The organism is Streptomyces sp. NPDC028298, from assembly GCF_055565895.1.
The window spans coordinates 603,236-620,306 of the sequence record NZ_JBVHTL010000006.1 but is presented as its reverse complement, the minus strand read 5'-3'; the positions used below and the strand labels follow the sequence as shown (position 1 = coordinate 620,306).

Sequence of the window (17,071 nt, the reverse complement as noted above, 5' to 3'; positions counted from 1 at the left end):
GCCCGGCCGGACGCCCGACGGACCCGTTTGTCAGGCGCAGGGTGGGGAGAGGCTGGGAGATGGCGCAAAGCAGTGTGCGCGGGGAGGGAGCACGACCACGTGTCCCGCAGGCCGGCGAACTGGGCTGGGACGACAGCATGTACGACGGGGGCGGCGATTCCGTTCAGACGTCGGAGCGTGCCCGGCCCGAAGGGGAAGGCACCGGCCCGGCCGACGGCCCCGTGCCGCCCGGCCCGAAGGCACAGGGTCCGCACGACGGGGACGACGGACACCACGGGACCCCGCGCCGCCCGCGGCGCAGACGCCGAATACTTCGCTGGTCGGCGCTGGTGCTGTCGGTCCTGATACTCGGCACCGCCGGTGCGGGCTATCTCTACTACCGGCACCTGAACAACAACCTCAAACGGGACGACCTGAACATCGGCGACGCGAAGGACCGCGCCGCGAAGACGAAACCGAACGCGGCGGGCCAGACCCCGCTGAACATCCTGCTGATCGGCTCGGACGCCCGGAACTCCACCGAGAACCAGAAGCTCGGCGGCGCGAAGGACACCTTCGACACCCCGCCCCGCGCCGACGTCCAGATGCTGCTGCACCTGTCCGCGGACCGCACCAACATGTCGGTCGTGAGCATGCCGCGCGACACCCTGCTCCAGATACCCAAGTGCACCGACCCGAAAACCGGGACGAGCTACGCCGCGAGCTCCTCGCTCACGATGACGAACGACTCGCTGGGCCGCGGCGGCCCCGGCTGCACGGTCGCCACCTGGGAGAAGCTGACCGACATCCACATCGACCACTTCATCATGGTCGACTTCGCGGGTGTCGTGTCGATGGCCGACGCCATCGGCGGCGTCCCCGTCTGCGTGGACGCCAACATCTACTCGCACACCTCCACCGGGCACGGCTCCGGGCTCAAGCTCGAGAAGGGCACGACGTCCGTCAAGGGCAAGCAGGCCCTGCAGTGGCTGCGCACGCGGTACGGCTTCGAGGACGGCAGCGACATCGGCCGGACCAAGGCCCAGCACCAGTACATGAACTCGATGGTGCGCCAGCTCCGGGAGAACGCCACGCTGAGCAACCCGGGCAAGCTGCGGGGGCTCGCCGAGACGGCCACCAGCGCGCTGACGGTCGACCAGGGCCTGGGCTCGGTCACCGACCTCTACGACCTCAGCAAGGAACTGAAGAAGGTCCCGACCAAGCGCATCACCATGACCACCATGCCGTGGGTGTACTCCAGCGACGGCAACCGCGTGCTGCCCAAGCCGACGGACGCGGACAAGGTCTGGCGGCTGCTGCGCGAGGACATCGCGCTGGACGGCAAGGACAAGAAGAAGGCCGCGGAGAAGACCTCCTCGGACCCGGCCGCGGCGGACGACGAGATCGCGGTGCAGGTGCGGAACGGCACCCGCACCAGCACGCTCGCCCCGGTGCCCGGACGCGCCAGCGCGGTGAGCGAGCTGCTCGTCGGCAAGGGGTTCACGCAGGCGAAGGCCGATCCGTCGACGACGGCGGCCGAGGACACCACGGTGATCCGCTACCCGAGCGCCGATCTGGAGGGTGACGCCCTGCGCCTCGCCAAGGCCCTCGGGATCTCGACCCACGCGGTGGAGAAGTCGGCGGACGTCTCCGGGGTCACGCTCGTCGTCGGCGCCGACTGGCGCGAGGGCACGACGTACAAGGCACCCGAGGACGACGACTCGACGCCCGCGTCGGCGAAGCTCGACAAGGGCTCGGACACCGGCGCCTGCATGCACGTCGACCCGAACTACACCTGGTCGTAGACCCGTTTCGACGGCCGAGGCCAGCCGGGCCCCTCTCGATTCGAGAGGGGCCCGACTCGTGCGCGGCTCACGAGACGACTCTGCGGTGACACAGATCACGCCGGTTCGAGTTGTCCGCCCGGCACCCCTCCGACATGATCATCTTTTCTTGCAGAAGATCTGATGGAGGATCAACCATGACCATGGGCAAGCGACTTGGGTCAGCGACGGCCGTCCTCGGCCTCACCGCCGCGGGAATGATCGCCGCCACCGGCAGCGCCGAGGCCGCGGCCGCCTACAACGGCGCCTGCGGGTCCGGGTACAGCGTGGTCGGCTCCAAGGACGTCGGCGACGGCAAGGCCTTCATCACGTACAGCAGCGCCACCGGCTACAACTGCGTCGTCACCGTCAACGACCACCCGGGAACGTCGACGTACCTGGACGCCCGGCTGCGGATCCACCGGACCGACACGGTGTGGAAGTCCAGCGAGATGGACGCCGGCACCTACAGCTCCTACGCGGGCCCCGTCTACGTGTACGCCGCCCACTCCTGCATCGACTACGGCGGCTCCGCGGGCAACGCGAGCTACATCCAGATCGACTACGGCGTCCACTGCGGCTGACGGCGAAAGACAGCCGGGCCCCTCTCGACGCGAGAGGGGCCCGGCGTGGGTGCGGGAGGGATCAGCCGGCGCCGACGACCGCCGGGCGGCGGGACGCGATGACCTTGCGGGCCAGCGCCTTCGGGCTCGTCAGGAAGCCCCAGCCCCACGACATGTGCATCGTCGCGAGGGCCACGGGGATCTGCAGCCGGGCCTTCGCCGGCAGCCCCTTGCCCGCGGGCAGCGAGCCCAGCCCGATGGCCGCGAGATATCCGGCCGGGACGACCAGACCCCACGGCGTCAGCACCGCGCCGACGACCAGGCCCGCGGCGATCGCGCAGACGGCGGCCGGCGGAGCCAGGTAGCGCAGGTTGATGGAGCCCTCGTGGTAGCGGGCGACGACGTGCCGCCAGCGGCCGTAGTCCTTGTACTGCTTGGCGAGCGCCTTGACGGACGGCCTCGGACGGTACGACACCCTCAGCTCCGGCGAGAACCAGATGAGCCCGCCGGCCTCACGGATACGGAAGTTCAGCTCCCAGTCCTGGGCGCGGATGAACTCCTCGTTGTAGCCGCCCTGCTGCTCCAGCGCCTCACGCCGGAACACCCCGAGGTACACGGTCTCGGCCTGGCCCGCCTCACCACCGGTGTGGAAGGCCGCGTTGCCCACGCCGATCTTCGACGTCATGGCGGCCGCGACGGCGTGCTCCCAGTCGTTCTCGCCCTCGGCGTGCATGATGCCGCCGACGTTCTGCGCGCCGGTCTCCTCCAGGAGCCGTACGGCGGTGGCGATGTAGTTCGGGGAGAGCATGCCGTGCCCGTCGACCCGCACGACGACGGGGTGCCGGGACGCCTTGATCGCGGCGTTCAGCGCCGCGGGCGTACGGCCGGTCGGGTTCGGCACCGTATGGACCCTCGGGTCCTCACGGACGAGTTCGGCGGCGATCTCGTCCGTCCGGTCCGTGGAGGGACCGATGGCGATCACGACCTCCATCTCGCCGTCGTACTCCTGCGCCAGGATCGCTTGGACGGCCCCGCGCAGATGCCGCTCCTCGTTGAGGACGGGCATGATCACAGAAACGGCGGGAGACCGCACGTCAGACTTCTCGCTCATCGGAGCTCACGTTACCGCGAACGGGGGACACGGTCGCGCGCCGCCCGGCGTAAGGACCGGGCCGCAGATCGTATCGGCCTACCGTGCTCACGGATCCCCACGCCCAGCGGAACGCGGCTGCGTCCGGCCCGCGGAACGCTTCCCTCCCCCGTCCCCCCTCGCGGAGGTGTTCCCCTTGCCCACGCCGCCCCGCTCCCCCGTCCGCCCTCAGCGCCCCCCGCGGCCGTCTCCCGCGCGGCGCCCGGCCCGACGCTCCGACGGACGCCCCGTACGCCCCGTACGGCGCAGGAGGCCGCGCTGGGCCATGCGGGCGCTCACCACCGTCTCCGTGGTGGTCCTCGCCTCGGCGGGCATCGGGCACGCGGTGCTGAGCGGCCTGGACGCGGACATCGCCCGGGTCGACCCGTTCAAGGACATGAAGAACCGGCCCGAGGGCGGGCACGGCATGAACCTGCTGATGGTCGGCACCGACGGCCGGGACAAGGTCACCGAGGCGGAGCGGCGCAAGTACCGGCTCGGCGGCGCCCCCTGCCACTGCACGGACACCGTCATGATCGTGCACATCTCGGAGGACCGGGAGCGCGCCAGCATCGTCAGCCTGCCGCGCGACTCCTACGCCGAGGCGCCCGAGCACACCGACGCGGTCACCGGCAAACGGCACGGCCCCCACGCCCTCAAGCTCAACGCGGCGTACGCGGAGGGCGGCCCGACCCTGACCGTACGGACCGTCGAGAACATGACCCACGTGAAGATCGACCACTATCTGGAGGTCGACTTCACCAGCTTCATGAAGACGGTCGACGTGCTCGGAGGCGTCCGCATCTGCACCGCGCAGCCGCTCAAGGACCGCTACACCGGGCTCGACCTGGCGGCGGGGCCGCATCTGCTGGGCGGCGGACAGGCCCTCCAGTACGTACGGTCCCGGCACACCGACGGCTCCTCCGACCTCGGCCGGATGAAGCGCCAGCAGCGCTTCCTGGCGTCCCTCGTCTCCCAGGCCACGTCGTCCGGGGTGCTGCTGAACCCGATGAAGTTCCGGGACGTGACCCGGGCGGTGCTGGGCTCGGTGCGGGCCGACAAGGGGTTCGGCACGGACGAGCTGCTGGACCTGGGCCGCGCGATGCGGAACTTCTCGCCGTCCTCGTCCGAGTTCACGACCGTGCCGATCGGACAGATGGCGTACGCCGTCAAGGGCATCGGCTCGACCCTGAAGTGGGACGAGCCGAAGGCGCGGAAGCTGTTCCAGGAGCTGCGCGAGGACAAGCCGCTCGCCACGCCCCGGGCACCGCGGCCGAAGGCCGTCCGGGTCGCGGTGGCCCCGCAGCAGATCCGGGTCCAGATCGAGAACGGGACCTCGACGACGGGTCTCGGCAGGCGGGTCGACGGCGCGCTCGCCGCCACCGGGTTCCGCACGACGGGCCGGCCCACGACGGGCCACGACTCCGGGGTCCGGCGCACCGTCGTGGCGTACGACCCCCGCTGGGACCGCTCGGCGAAGTCCCTCGCGGCCGCGCTGCCCGGTGCCGAGCTGCGCGCGGTCCCCGGGCAGGGCCCGCTGCTGAAGGTGATCGCCGGTACCGACTTCAAGCGGGTGACGCGGGTACAGGCCGAGGATCCCGCCCAGGGCGAGTCCGGAGTGGTGACGGGAGACCAGGTGGTCTGCCCCTGAACCCGGACGGCCACCCGGCCCGGACGGCCACCCGGGGGCGGCCATCCGACCCCGGACGGCCACCTGACCCCGACGCCCCGCGACCCCGGACGACCACCTGACCCCCGTCGGCCACCTGACCCCCGTCGGCCGCCGGGCCTCGACGCCCGGCGGGCGTTCGGCACCTAGTCGTCGAGGCCTTCCGCGGAGCGCCTCTCGCGGAGGTCCATGATCGCGCGGCGGCGGGCCAGCCGGTGGGTGCGGCGGATCTGCGCCTCCTGGAAACGGCGCTCGTCCCGCTCGGTCTCGGTGATGACCGGGGGCACCCGGCGGGGCTTGCCGTCCGCGTCGACGGCGGCGAAGACGAGGTAGGCCGAACCGACCTGCTGCGGCGGGGTGGACTCGTTCCAGCGCTCGGCCAGGACCCGCACGCCGACCTCCATCGAGGTCCGCCCGGTCCAGTTGACCTGGGCCTTCACATGCACCAGGTCGCCCACGCGGACGGGCTCGAGGAAGGCCATCTCGTCCATCGAGGCGGTGACGGCGGGCCCGCCGGAGTGCCGCCCCGCCACGGCGCCCGCCGCGTCGTCGACGAGCTTCATGATCACGCCACCGTGCACGGAGCCCAGAAGGTTCGTGTCGTTGTGGGTCATGATGTGGCTGAGGGTGGTGCGGGACGCGGAGGTCGGCTTGCCCGGGATGTCGTTTTCCGGGTTGGGGGCCTGGTCTGTCATGTCCTCCACCTTATGCCGGGCACGAGGCCGTCGATTTGCATCAGCTCTGCAACAGGCGTGACCCAGATCTCCCTGCTCTCTTGTAAGGCGCCTGGTGGAGAGCGGCACACTGGTCCGCATGAATGATTGGCCCGACGGGTGGTCCGACGACAACCGCAGCAACCGCTACGGACGCGGCAGCGCAGGCGCACAGCCTGAGAGCGCCCGCGTCATGCGCCAGGTCCGCCGTGGGCCCGCCGCACCCGCCCCGGGCCAGGGTGCGCCGCCGTACGGCGCCGGTGTCCCCCGGCAGCCCTCGTACGTCGACGGCCAGGGCTACGACGAAGGCCAGGGCTACGACAACGGGTACGACTCCGGCTACAACACCGGCCACGTGTACGGCAACGGCCCCGGCGGTCCGCAGGGCCCTGGCGGTGACGGCACGTACCCGCGGCGCCCCGCGCCGAACTGGCGGAAGCGGATCAAGTGGACCGCGATCACGCTGGTCACCGCGCTCGTCGTGGTCTCCGTCGGCACGTACTTCTGGGCCGACTCCAAGCTCCACCGTGACGTCGATCTCTCCAAGGTCATAGACCGGCCGGAGACCGGCGAAGGCACGAACTACCTGATCGTCGGCTCCGACAGCCGCGCCGGCATGTCCGCCGAGGAGAAGAAGAAGCTCCACACGGGCTCCGCCGAGGGCAAGCGCACGGACTCGATGATGATCCTGCACACCGGCAGCAACGGCTCCACGCTGCTGTCGCTGCCGCGCGACTCGAACGTCACGATCCCGAAGTTCCAGGGCTCCGAGTCCGGCAAGATCAAGGGCCCGCTCGGCCAGAACAAGCTGAACGCCGCCTACGCCTTCGACGGCCCCACGCTCCTGGTCAGGACCATCGAGTACAACACCGGCCTGCACATCGACCACTACGTGGAGATCGGCTTCGCCGGGTTCGCCGGCATCGTCGACGCGGTCGGCGGTGTCGAGATGAACCTCGACCAGGGCTTCAAGGACAAGTACTCCGGCGCCGACTTCAAGGCGGGCAAGCAGACGCTGAACGGCGAGCAGGCCCTCGCCTTCGTCCGTACCCGCCACGCCTTCGCCGCCTCGGACCTCCAGCGCACCAAGAACCAGCAGAAGTTCCTGGCCGCCCTGGCCCACCAGGTCGCGACCCCCTCGACGGTCCTGAACCCCTTCAAGCTGTACCCGACGATGGGCGCGGGCCTCGACTCGCTGGTCGTCGACAAGGACATGAGCCTGTGGGACCTGGCCGACATGTTCTGGGCCATGAAGGGCGTCACCAGCGGCGACGGCAAGTCCATGAACATGCCGATCTCCGGTTCCGTCGGCGGCAACCTCGTCTGGGACAAGGCGAAGATGAAGACGCTGGTCGACGAGCTCAAGAACGACGAGGCGGTCACGGTCTCGGGCAACTGACCCGCCCGCGACCGCCGTCGCCGCCGACTCCCGGTCACCCGGGGGCCGGCACCGGCCGGCCGACCCGCCGACACCGCCGCCCGCCGGCCGTCGGCGGGTCATTTGCGTAGCGTGATCCGGCCCCTCGTGCGGGGGCCGTCGAACTTGGACCGGTCCACGACGGGCCTCGGGGCCGGTTCCGCGGCCATCAGGCGGATGGTGTCGCGCCCCGCCAGCGCGGTGCACCACTGGGCCAGATGGGGGCGGGTGCCCCGGGGACCCGAGGCCTCCTCCCAGAGGTCACGGACCGCGTCGGCCCGCCGGTCGTCCAGGACGCCGGACAGCGGCCGCAGCGGCGTGCCCGGCGTCACGTACGGGTCCTGGCTCACGACACGGCCCACCACCAGGGCCGCCTTGTAGCGGTCGCTGTCCACCGTGGCCGCGCCGGCGGCGGCCAGCGGGTCGTGCCAGTCGGGGGTGTCCGCCTGCTCCAGGACCGGCGGCCGCCCGGCCATACGGACGCCGTCGCAGTCCAGGAGGTACGGGGCCGGCGCGGGCCGGACCGTCCACAGCACGTTGGCGTGGGACACGTCGCCGACGACCAGCCCCAGGGCGTGCAGCCACCGGAAGAGCCCGAGAACGGCCACGACCAGCGCGAACCGCTCGGCGGGCGACGGCTGCGCGACGGCCTGCCAGGCCGGCCGCGGCGGCCGGAGCAGATAGGACAGGTCGGTCAGCCGGGTCTCGCCGCGCGAGGTCGGCCAGGTCATGGAGTCCGGCGCGCGGCGCATCAGGAAGCCGGTCGCCCTGCCCCCGTCCACGACCCGGCACAGCGGCCACGCCGCCTCCCGGTCCAGGCGCTCACGGTCGGCCGGGGCGAGCCCCTGACGCAGCGCCACGAGCGCCGCGAGTTCCCGGCCGTCGGCCTTCCCCGGCTCGCGATAGCTCTTGTACAGCAGCCGGCCGGGACCCACGACGCCGTACACCTCGCCCTGGCCGCCGTCGCCGACGCGCGCGCCGAGGGCGAGCGAGCCGAGGGTCACGTCGGCGCCGTCGTCGGCGCTCACGGCACGGCCTCCCACAGGACTACGGCGGTGCGGTCGTCGTCGTACGACTTCACCCGGTACTGGAGCTGCCACAGGAAGTCGGCCGGTGCCGGCGCCCCTTCGCGCCCCCATCCCGACGCGAGGAACGCCCGCATCCCCGCGTCACCGGCGAGCGGTGTGGACAGGCCGTCCGTGCACAGCACGAGGACGTCTCCGGGCAGGGCCGGGGCGAGGAGCAGGGCGCGGGCGCGATGGCCGTGCGGCAGGGCTGCGGTGCGGGTGTCGATCATCCCGTCGCCGTCGTGCTCGGGGTCGGTCAGGGACAGGTTCCACTCCCCGCCGCGCAGCAGCGCCGTGCCGCCGTCGCCGACGGCCAGGAAGCCGCGGGTGCGCACCCGGGGATCGAGCGGCACGAGCAGGGCACGCAGGGTGGTGGCGTACGCGGCGGGGTCGTCGCCGTGTTCGCGGGCGCGGTGCGCGAGCAGGGTCGCGACCCGGCCCACCGCGGTGTCCGCCAGGGCCGCGAACCCCGGACGGTCGCCCGTGCGCAGGGTCTCCACCAGGTCGGCGGACACGGCGTCCAGCTCCAGCGCGGCGAGCCGGCAGGCCTCCTGGGAGCCGACGTGCGAGCGGGCCGCCGAGCCCACGCCGTCCGCCACCGCGAGCAGCAGCAGTCCGTCCGGGCCGGCCGCGCCGAGCCGCACCACGGCCAGCGAGTCCTGGCGCGGCTCGCCCTGATAGCGGTGCGAGTCGCCGCGCACCGACGCCGCGCGCACGGTCAGCGCGCCGTACCCGGCACCGTCCACGACCATGTCCGGCGTCAGCGCCGCGGTCGGGTCCTCCCGGACGGAGGGCAGCTCCCGGGGTTCGGGGGCGTACAGCGGCGGCTTGGGCCCCGAGTGCGGCGGCGCGCCGAGCACGGGGACGGCTCCGGTGCGCGCGGCGGACCGGTCGGCCGCCGTCCCGGGCCCGGGCACGGGGCCGCGCGGGGACGAGGGGGGTGCCGAACCGTGCGGAGACGGCTGCCCGGGGGCCTGCAGTGCCGGCGGTGCCGGCGGCGGTACGAACCCGGGCTGAGGGTACGGCGGCGTCGGCGTCGGCTCGTACGCGGGAGGTGCCGAGGGCGGCGACTGCGGACCCGGCCCGTAGGACACGGGGGTGGGCACGGCGGGCTGTGCCGCGGGCGCCCCCGGCCCGGCACCGGGCGCCCCCGACTCCGGATGGTCGGTGAAGAACAGGTCGACGCTCTGCTGCCAGGTCTCGTCCAGCGGGTCGGGCTGCCGCGCGTCCGGCCAGCTCGGCTGCTCCCGCTGCCCCGGGTCGTGCGCGCACCCCTCGGGGTGCCTCGCCTCCGGCTGCCCCGCATCCGGGCGAGGCGGCCCCACCTCGCGGGGGTGCGGCCCCACCTCGCGCGGGTGCGGCTCGGGCTCGCGCGGGCCCGGCCGGGAAGGTCCGGCGGCGTTCATGTCGTTCTGCATGGACGCCGCCTCACATCTTGTCGAGCGAGACGATGGAGAAGCCGGGCACGGTGTCGTCCACGGCCAGCGTGAATCCGCCGCCGCCGTCCGCGCCGATGCTCCCGGCGGACCGGACGATCGACCGGGTGAGGCTGGAGGCGAACTCGCGCAGCGCCTGCGCCGGTGACACCGAGGAGTCCTTCTGCATGAAGGCCCGGAAGTTCGCGACCCGGGCGATCGTCGACTCCTGCGCCTCGCCGATGCCGAAGGCGATGATCTTCGGACAGAACCGTGACTGGGTGACCTCCTTGTACGCCTGGTCCCAGTCCGGGTCCGTGGGAATGCCGTCCGAGAGGAAGAAGACCACGGGGCGGTACACCTCGTGGCCCTCCGCCTTGAGTGCCGCCACGTCGGCCTCGACACAGCGCAGCAGCGTGCGGAACGCGTCGCCGTACGAGGTGAGCCCGCCCGCGGCGAGCGCGGGGACCGAGTCGATGTCGCTGAGGTCGACGAGCGGCTGGAGCACGGTGGCGCTGTCGGAGAAGCCGATGAGGCAGAAGCGCGTCTTGTCGGCGACGGTCGGGTTGGTGCTGATCTCGTGGTGCAGGTCCGGGAGCGCGCCGTTGATGGCGTCGATCGGCTCGCCGATCATCGACCCGGACTCGTCGCAGAGCAGGTAGAAGGGCAGGATCTGCAAGGTCTCGTACCTCCGGGTCAGTACGTGTAGAAGTAGATCTCGATGTCGGCGTGCCCCGTGGAGGCTCCGCCTTTCCAGAAGTCGCGGGTGGTGGCGGCGCGGAACATGTCCGGACGGGCCTTCTCCAGCAGGGAGTTGACCTCGTGCGCGTACTCGCCCCCGGCGCCCGGGTCCGTGTGGCGTCCGAAGGTCAGCACGAAGGCGGCCTGCCGGCCCCGGTAGCGCGCGGTCGCGGTGCGCAGTGCCCGCACGATGCCGTCGTCGTCGCCGGCCGCCGCGTCGACGGCCACCTCGACCGGTGTACGGACGACCGCCCGCGGGCCGGTGTGCCGGGCCTTCTTCCCGGCGGCCGGGGCCGAGGAGGCGGGGCGCTTCTCGGCGGCCTGCGGGTCGCCCTGGTCGCCCATGGCCACCAGGGCGAGGACGAGCAGCATGTCCGCGAACAGCCACCCCGCCATGTGCAGGGGCTGGAACCTTCCGCCGCGCTTCATCGGGCCTCGGTCACAGGAGGCGCGGGAGGCGGCGGGGGCCGGCGACGGGGGTCGGGCCGTGCGGGGCCGGGGTGGCCCGGGTCACCGGAAGGGGGCCCGAACCGGCCGGCGGGGGCGTCGGCCTGCTCCACGGGCGAACCGAACCGGTCCCCGGGGGCGTGGCCCGCGTCGGTGGAGGGGGCGTGGCCCGCGTCGGCGGAGGAGGCGTGTCCGGATGCGGGAGAGGAGGCGTGTCCGGATTCGGGGGAGGACGGATGGCCCGCGTCGGCGGCTCGGCCATGCCCGTGGGCGTCACCGGCCGACGACCAGGCACCCCCATGCCCGACCTGGCCGGGCAGGGCCGCCCGGTCCGCCTGACCCGCCCGGCCTGCCGGGTCCGTACGGCCCGGCGGACCCGGAGGCCGGACGTCGGTGAGGCCGCCCGCCCCGCCCGCCCTCAACTCGGCCACCAGACGGGCGAACTCGTCGGCGACCGCCCGCAAAGCACCGCTCTGGGAACTCAGTTCACGCACCGCGTGCTGGGACTCCTCGACCGCGCGGGCCGTGTCCTCGGCCACCTCGCCGAAGCGTCCCAGGAGTTGGGCCGAGACGTCCGAGGCCACCTCGACACCGGTGGCGTAGGCCCGCTGGGACGCGGCCAGCACGGTGACGGACTCCTCGACGCGGTCGCCTGCCCCGTGCACCGCGAGGCGCACCTCCCCACTCGCCTCCCGCACGTCGTCGAGCGCCTTGCGGACCTGCGCCCCACCGTCGCTGACGGCGGCCTCGACGCGGCCCACCGCGGTCTCCAGGGGCTTGACGGAGGTGTCGACCCCGGACAGCGCGCGTTCCGCGCCCCGCACCGCCTCGCCGACCGTCGAGGCCGCGGCCGTCAGCTCCTCCTGGACCCGGACCGCCTTGTCGCCGAGCCGCCTGAGCGTCGCGGCGGACTCGGTGAGCTCGGCGGCGAAGCGCTGCGGGGAACTCGACCGCTGCCCGTTCAGGACGAGTTGGGCGCGGGTCAGCGCGGGGACGAGCGCCGCCATCACCTCCTCGTGGCCGCGCTCGGCGTCCTCCTCCCGGCGGGCGACGGCGGACCGCCGCAGGCCGTGCACGAGCACCAGCGAGAAGAGCAGCGCGATGGCGACGGTGGCGCTCATCGCCACATGGCCGAAGGTGAAGGCACCGGTGAGGTGCCCCTCGAAACCGGACTGCCAGAGCTGGAGGAAGGGCCGGGAGGCGGCCCTCGGGTCCGCGCCCGTCAGCGCTCCGTACGCGCTCGACGCCCGGGTCAGCCCGTACCAGGTGAGCATCAGCGGTACGAAGACCAGCGCGCCCAGCGCTCCTTCGGCGTAGGACCAGAGCGGGTGCTCCGGGCCGCGGCCGCCGGGGGCCCGCAGGCTCTCGGGGCGGGCGTAGGCGGCGAGGAGATCGAGTTCGGACCACGGGTCCAGCTCGCCGGCGTTCTGGTTCCGCAGTGCCGCGGCGAGCGCGGCCAGTTCCTCCTGCCGGGTCCCGAGTGCCGGCCGCTTCGCGAGTTCCTCGATGCTCTGCGCGATCACATGACGGTCCATCAGGGCGCCTGACGGCATGCCCACCCCCACAACACGACGGACGCGGGGGCGCGTCGACGGCGACCCTGGATCCCCACCCGTGTCACGTGCCGTCGTGTCCCCCGCCGGTTCGCACGCACCGGACGCGCGACCGAGGGCACAGAGAGTACTCCAGTGGACACGCTCCGCGCATAAACTCGCGACACCCGCCACTCTCCCCGACGGCGGTGCGAGGGGGACAAGTTGAGCAACGACGAACGTCGACGGGCGACCATCCGCCTGAGGCCCGCGCCCGGCGCCCGGCCCGGGACCGGCGCGCAGCGCGCGGCCCCGACGGCCCGGGAGGCGCCGCGGCCTCCCGCCGCGCGGGCCGAGACGACGCTGACCAGGTCGGCACCGAGGGCCCGCGTCACGGGGCGCGGCGTCCTCCAGGTGAACCTCAACCGGCCGCCGGGGACCGGGGCCGACCTGGACCTCGGCTGCATGGCCGCCTTCACGGACGGCACCTCCGCGGCCGTACAGCCGCTGGGGAACACCTTCGGCTCGCTGTCGCGGTGGCCGTACATGGAACTCGACCAGGACGACCGCACGGGGGCGTGCGCGGACGGGGAGACGGTCCGGGTGGACCTGGAGCGGCGCGAGCTGTTCCGGCAACTGCTCTTCCACGTCTACGTGTACAGCGGCGCCGTGGATTTCCGGAGCCTGGGCGCCACGGCCACCGTGACCGCTCCGTCCGGCGGTTTCCGCATCGCGCTCGACGACTCCCCCGAGGGGGCGACGGGCTGCGCCATCGCCCTGGCCACCCCCACCGAGGGCGGCCTCACCGTCACCCGCGAGGTCCGCTGGTTCACCGGCACCCCGCGACGCTCGGTCCAGGAACAGATGGACGGCGCCTACGGGTTCGGCCTCACGTGGGTCCGGATGCGCAAGGACTGATCAGGGGCGAAAACGAAGAGGTGAGAGGCGCGCCGGGGCGCCTCTCACCTCTTCCCCCGTCCACTGCCGGCCGATTCCCGGCAGGCGGCGTACTACGGCAGGTTGCGCGCCATGACGATGCGCTGGACCTGGTTCGTGCCTTCGTAGATCTGGGTAATTTTCGCGTCGCGCATCATGCGCTCGACCGGGTAGTCGCGGGTGTAGCCGTAGCCGCCGAGGAGCTGGACGGCGTCGGTGGTGACCTCCATGGCCACGTCCGAGGCGAAGCACTTGGCGGCGGCGCCCTGGAAGGTGAGGTCCTTGTCGCCGCGCTCCGACTTGGCGGCGGCCGCGTACGTGAGCTGGCGGGCGGCCTCGATCTTCATGGCCATGTCGGCGAGCATGAACTGGATGCCCTGGAAGTCGGCGATCGCCTTGCCGAACTGCTTGCGCTCCTGGACGTAGCCCTTGGCGTAGTCGAGGGCGCCCTGGGCGACACCGAGGGCCTGGGCCGCGATGGTGATGCGGGTGTGGTCCAGGGTCTTCATGGCCGTCGCGAAGCCGGTGCCCTCCTCGCCGATCATGCGGTCGGCGGGGATGCGGACGTTGTCGAGGTAGACCTCGCGGGTCGGGCTGCCCTTGATGCCGAGCTTCTTCTCGGGGGCGCCGAAGGACACGCCCTCGTCGGACTTCTCGACGACGAAGGCGCTGATGCCCTTGGAGCGCTTCGTCGGGTCGGTCACCGCCATGACCGTGTAGTACTCGGAGACGCCCGCGTTCGTGATCCAGCGCTTCACGCCGTTCAGGACCCAGTAGTCGCCGTCGCGGACGGCCCGCGTCTTCATGCCGGCCGCGTCCGAACCGGCGTCCGGCTCGGAGAGGCAGTACGAGAACATGCCGTCGCCCTTGGCGAGCGGGCTCAGGTACTTCTTCTTCAGGTCCTCGGAGCCGGAGAGGATCACCGGCAGCGAGCCCAGCTTGTTCACCGCGGGGATCAGGGAGGAGGACACGCAGACGCGGGCCACCTCCTCGATCACGATGACCGTCGCGAGGGCGTCGGCACCGGCGCCGCCGTACTCCTCGGGGACGTGCACGGCGTGCAGGTCGTTCGCGACCAGGGCGTCCAGCGCCTCCTGCGGGAAGCGGGCTTCCTCGTCCACCGCGGCGGCGTACGGCGCGATTTTCGCCTCGGCCAGCGAGCGGATCGCGTCCCGGAGCATGTCGTGCTCCTCGGACGGGCGGTACAGGTCGAAATCAGCCGATCCGGCCAAGGTCTCTCACGCTCCAAAAGGTGCTGTGCTGGCGGCGCTAACTACCGTTAAGTAACACAAATTTTAGGCCCCCGCCCGCGGGACGGATACGTGAGGTTGGCGACAGGGGTAAAAGTGCCCGTGAAAGCGCTCCCCGAAGCCCCGACTATGCTCGGGCGCGCACCGACGCGCCGCACACCTCAGGAGCACCCATGGCCCTCAAGATCACCGTGATCGGCACCGGCTACCTCGGCGCCACCCACGCCGCGGCCATGGCCGAGCTCGGCTTCGAGGTCCTCGGACTCGATGTCGTGCCGGAGAAGATCGAGATGCTCCAGCGGGGCGAGGTCCCGATGTTCGAGCCCGGTCTCGAGGAGCTGCTGCGCAAGCACGTGGCCGGCATCGAGGGCTCCTCGGGCCGGCTCCGCTTCACCATGGACTGGGCCGAGGTCGGCGCGTTCGGCGACGTCCACTTCGTGTGTGTGAACACACCGCAGAAGCACGGCGAGTACGCCTGCGACATGTCGTACGTCGATGCCGCCTTCGAGGCGCTGGCGCCGCATCTGCACGGCCCCGCCCTCGTCGTCGGCAAGTCCACCGTGCCGGTCGGCTCGGCGGAGCGGCTGGCCGCGCGGCTGGCCGAGCTGGCGCCCGCGGGCGAGGACGCCGAGCTGGCCTGGAACCCGGAGTTCCTGCGCGAGGGCTTCGCCGTGAACGACACGCTGCACCCCGACCGGATCGTGGTGGGCGTGCGCAGCGAGCGCTCCGAGAAGCTGCTCCGCGAGGTCTATGTGACGCCGGTCGCCGAGGGCACGCCGTTCGTCGTGACCGACTTCCCCACCGCCGAGCTGGTGAAGACGTCTGCGAACTCCTTCCTCGCCACCAAGATCTCCTTCATCAACGCGATGGCCGAGGTCTGCGAGGCCGCGGGCGGCGATGTCGCGAAGCTGGCCGAGGCCATAGGGCACGACGAGCGGATCGGGAAGAAGTTCCTGCGGGCCGGGATCGGCTTCGGCGGCGGCTGTCTGCCCAAGGACATCCGTGCCTTCATGGCGCGCGCCGGTGAGCTGGGTGCCGACCAGGCGCTGACCTTCCTGCGCGAGATCGACTCCATCAACATGCGGCGCCGCGGTCAGATGGTGGAGATGGCCCGTGACGCGCTCGGTGGCGGTTCCTTCCTCGGCAAGCGGGTCGCCGTGCTCGGCGCGACCTTCAAGCCGGACTCGGACGACGTGCGCGACTCCCCGGCGCTGAACGTCGCCGGGCAGATCCACCTCCAGGGCGGCCAGGTGACCGTGTACGACCCGAAGGGCATGGAGAACGCCAAGCGGCTGTTCCCGACGCTCGGGTACGCCCGCTCGGCCGTGGAGGCCGTACGGGGTGCCGATGTCGTCCTGCACCTGACGGAGTGGCGCGAGTTCCGCGAGCTGGACCCGGCGGTGCTGGGTGAGGCGGCGACGTCCCGGGTGCTGCTTGACGGGCGGAACGCGCTGGACCCGGAGCTGTGGCGCCGGGCGGGCTGGACGTACCGGGCGATGGGCCGGCCGACGGCCTGAGCCCCTGAGGGGCGACCGCCGCGAGAGCCGGGGCCCGGGCTCCGGAGTTCCAGGTGGCAGGGCCCTGGGGTTCCGGTCCCGAGGCGGGGCGTCGATCGCGGCGCCGGTTCCGGGATCGGGCCGGGTCTCGGGCGAGGGCGTGACGGTGGACGCCGGTCCGGCCGAGGCTCAGTCGGCCGGACCGGCGCCGGTTGCATTCTGCACCACTTCGCTGTGCGGTGACCGGGGACCGCCGGACCACGTCCGGCTCCCGGCCCCTCCGCCCGCAGGATTTACCGTGGCCGGAGGCTACTTCGCGCGGTAGCGGCGCATCTTGGCGCGGGCCCCGCACACCGCCATCGAGCACCAGCGGCCGCGGCCGGCGGGCGAGCGGTCGAAGTACGCCCAATGGCAGGTCGGAGCCTCGCAGGCCTTCAGCCGGGGCCAGGTGCCCTCGACCAGCGAGTCGGCGATCGCGGCGGCGACACGGAAGGCGAGGGGCACCACCGGGGAGGGCCGAGCGGCCCCGGCGGGGTCCTCGGGCATGGGCTCGGCGGCGGGGACCAGGCGCGCGGTGCCGCCGTCCGCGTCGAGTGTCACCCGCAGGGGCGCGCGGGCGAGGAGTTGCCCGAGCGGGGTCACCGTCCGGTGTGCCGGATGCCCCGCGTGCGCCAGGCACACCGCCCGCAGCGACTCGCGCAGCTCACGGGCCCCCGCCGCCTCGCCCGCCGTCAGGCCGAAGCGCGCCAGCCCGTCGGGGGTGTCCAGGGAGTCGGCGCCCGACTCGAGGTCCAGGGTGTTCACCAGGGCCTGGACCAGGGCGAGACCGCCGGGTGCGGGCGCTCTGTCATTCATGCTTGCGACGTTACCTCCAATGCGGGAGCATGGAGTAAC

General features: G+C 72.5%; 15 protein-coding genes. 6 read left to right on the top strand and 9 right to left on the bottom strand.

The annotated features are described in order from the left end of the window. Positions 1–59: 59 nt before the first annotated feature. Both ACZ4TO_RS28360 and ACZ4TO_RS28355 read left to right on the top strand, forming a co-directional pair. Complete coding sequence (locus tag ACZ4TO_RS28360) at positions 60–1,784, top strand: LCP family protein (RefSeq protein ID WP_382791999.1); 1,725 nt, start codon at positions 60–62, stop codon at positions 1,782–1,784. A gap of 182 nt (positions 1,785–1,966) precedes the next feature. Next, positions 1,967–2,386 (top strand): spore-associated protein A, encoded by a 420-nt coding sequence (locus ACZ4TO_RS28355; protein WP_468025538.1) that lies wholly within the window; start codon positions 1,967–1,969, stop codon positions 2,384–2,386. Positions 2,387–2,447: 61 nt separating this feature from the next. Here ACZ4TO_RS28355 and ACZ4TO_RS28350 read toward each other — a convergent pair whose 3' ends face one another. After that, positions 2,448–3,476: a glycosyltransferase family 2 protein gene (locus ACZ4TO_RS28350; protein ID WP_382791994.1), complete on the bottom strand. Its 1,029-nt coding sequence runs from the start codon at positions 3,474–3,476 to the stop codon at positions 2,448–2,450. Positions 3,477–3,651: 175 nt separating this feature from the next. Between ACZ4TO_RS28350 and ACZ4TO_RS28345 the strand changes: the two genes are divergently transcribed. Beyond that, positions 3,652–5,145 (top strand): LCP family protein, encoded by a 1,494-nt coding sequence (locus ACZ4TO_RS28345; protein ID WP_468025537.1) that lies wholly within the window; start codon positions 3,652–3,654, stop codon positions 5,143–5,145. Positions 5,146–5,309: 164 nt separating this feature from the next. On the opposite strand, the gene ACZ4TO_RS28340 is transcribed toward ACZ4TO_RS28345, so the two are convergent. Then, positions 5,310–5,858: an acyl-CoA thioesterase gene (locus ACZ4TO_RS28340; protein ID WP_382791988.1), complete on the bottom strand. Its 549-nt coding sequence runs from the start codon at positions 5,856–5,858 to the stop codon at positions 5,310–5,312. A 118-nt stretch (positions 5,859–5,976) separates the two neighbouring features. Between ACZ4TO_RS28340 and ACZ4TO_RS28335 the strand changes: the two genes are divergently transcribed. Beyond that, the gene (locus ACZ4TO_RS28335; RefSeq protein ID WP_382791985.1) at positions 5,977–7,275 is read left to right on the top strand and encodes an LCP family protein; all 1,299 of its coding nucleotides are present in this window, start codon (positions 5,977–5,979) and stop codon (positions 7,273–7,275) included. A gap of 98 nt (positions 7,276–7,373) precedes the next feature. Here the strand turns inward: ACZ4TO_RS28335 and ACZ4TO_RS28330 are convergent, their stop codons facing one another. Genes ACZ4TO_RS28330 through ACZ4TO_RS28310 form a run of 5 tightly spaced genes read right to left on the bottom strand, consistent with a single transcriptional unit; the run spans position 7,374 to position 12,516 of the window. Further along, positions 7,374–8,321 carry a hypothetical protein gene (locus ACZ4TO_RS28330; RefSeq protein WP_468025536.1) on the bottom strand — a complete coding sequence of 316 codons (948 nt, stop codon included), beginning with the start codon at positions 8,319–8,321 and terminating at the stop codon, positions 7,374–7,376. Next, entirely contained in the window at positions 8,318–9,778 is a 1,461-nt protein-coding gene (locus ACZ4TO_RS28325; protein ID WP_468025535.1) for a PP2C family serine/threonine-protein phosphatase, read from the bottom strand. The genes ACZ4TO_RS28330 and ACZ4TO_RS28325 overlap by 4 nt, the downstream gene beginning before the upstream one ends. Positions 9,779–9,788: 10 nt before the next feature. Further along, positions 9,789–10,454, bottom strand: coding sequence for a vWA domain-containing protein (locus ACZ4TO_RS28320; RefSeq protein ID WP_467850040.1), 666 nt, complete (start codon positions 10,452–10,454; stop codon positions 9,789–9,791). Positions 10,455–10,471: 17 nt separating this feature from the next. Further along, positions 10,472–10,945: a hypothetical protein gene (locus ACZ4TO_RS28315; protein WP_385044429.1), complete on the bottom strand. Its 474-nt coding sequence runs from the start codon at positions 10,943–10,945 to the stop codon at positions 10,472–10,474. Beyond that, positions 10,942–12,516, bottom strand: a complete 1,575-nt coding sequence (locus ACZ4TO_RS28310) for a methyl-accepting chemotaxis protein (RefSeq protein ID WP_468025534.1) — start codon at positions 12,514–12,516, stop codon at positions 10,942–10,944. The genes ACZ4TO_RS28315 and ACZ4TO_RS28310 overlap by 4 nt, the downstream gene beginning before the upstream one ends. Positions 12,517–12,720: 204 nt before the next feature. Here ACZ4TO_RS28310 and ACZ4TO_RS28305 point away from each other — a divergent pair, with 204 nt between their 5' ends. Next, positions 12,721–13,413: a tellurium resistance protein gene (locus ACZ4TO_RS28305; RefSeq protein WP_382791966.1), complete on the top strand. Its 693-nt coding sequence runs from the start codon at positions 12,721–12,723 to the stop codon at positions 13,411–13,413. A 92-nt stretch (positions 13,414–13,505) separates the two neighbouring features. On the opposite strand, the gene ACZ4TO_RS28300 is transcribed toward ACZ4TO_RS28305, so the two are convergent. Then, positions 13,506–14,663: an acyl-CoA dehydrogenase gene (locus ACZ4TO_RS28300; protein WP_365495182.1), complete on the bottom strand. Its 1,158-nt coding sequence runs from the start codon at positions 14,661–14,663 to the stop codon at positions 13,506–13,508. A gap of 191 nt (positions 14,664–14,854) precedes the next feature. On the opposite strand from ACZ4TO_RS28300, the gene ACZ4TO_RS28295 reads away from it, so the two are divergent. Then, the gene (locus ACZ4TO_RS28295; RefSeq protein ID WP_382791955.1) at positions 14,855–16,198 is read left to right on the top strand and encodes a UDP-glucose dehydrogenase family protein; all 1,344 of its coding nucleotides are present in this window, start codon (positions 14,855–14,857) and stop codon (positions 16,196–16,198) included. Positions 16,199–16,486: 288 nt separating this feature from the next. Here ACZ4TO_RS28295 and ACZ4TO_RS28290 read toward each other — a convergent pair whose 3' ends face one another. Beyond that, entirely contained in the window at positions 16,487–17,032 is a 546-nt protein-coding gene (locus ACZ4TO_RS28290; RefSeq protein ID WP_468025533.1) for a CGNR zinc finger domain-containing protein, read from the bottom strand. Between the last annotated feature and the right edge of the window lie 39 nt (positions 17,033–17,071).

Bases quoted from the DNA above. Each gene is read 5' to 3' on its own strand.
- ACZ4TO_RS28310 (WP_468025534.1), bottom strand. From the start codon at position 12,516: ATGCCGTCAGGCGCCCTGATGGACCGTCATGTGATCGCGCAGAGCATC.
- ACZ4TO_RS28315 (WP_385044429.1), bottom strand. From the start codon at position 10,945: ATGAAGCGCGGCGGAAGGTTCCAGCCCCTGCACATGGCGGGGTGGCTG.
- ACZ4TO_RS28350 (WP_382791994.1), bottom strand. From the start codon at position 3,476: ATGAGCGAGAAGTCTGACGTGCGGTCTCCCGCCGTTTCTGTGATCATG.
- ACZ4TO_RS28335 (WP_382791985.1), top strand. From the start codon at position 5,977: ATGAATGATTGGCCCGACGGGTGGTCCGACGACAACCGCAGCAACCGC.
- ACZ4TO_RS28325 (WP_468025535.1), bottom strand. From the start codon at position 9,778: ATGCAGAACGACATGAACGCCGCCGGACCTTCCCGGCCGGGCCCGCGC.
- ACZ4TO_RS28340 (WP_382791988.1), bottom strand. From the start codon at position 5,858: ATGACAGACCAGGCCCCCAACCCGGAAAACGACATCCCGGGCAAGCCG.
- ACZ4TO_RS28295 (WP_382791955.1), top strand. From the start codon at position 14,855: ATGGCCCTCAAGATCACCGTGATCGGCACCGGCTACCTCGGCGCCACC.
- ACZ4TO_RS28290 (WP_468025533.1), bottom strand. From the start codon at position 17,032: ATGAATGACAGAGCGCCCGCACCCGGCGGTCTCGCCCTGGTCCAGGCC.
- ACZ4TO_RS28360 (WP_382791999.1), top strand. From the start codon at position 60: ATGGCGCAAAGCAGTGTGCGCGGGGAGGGAGCACGACCACGTGTCCCG.
- ACZ4TO_RS28355 (WP_468025538.1), top strand. From the start codon at position 1,967: ATGGGCAAGCGACTTGGGTCAGCGACGGCCGTCCTCGGCCTCACCGCC.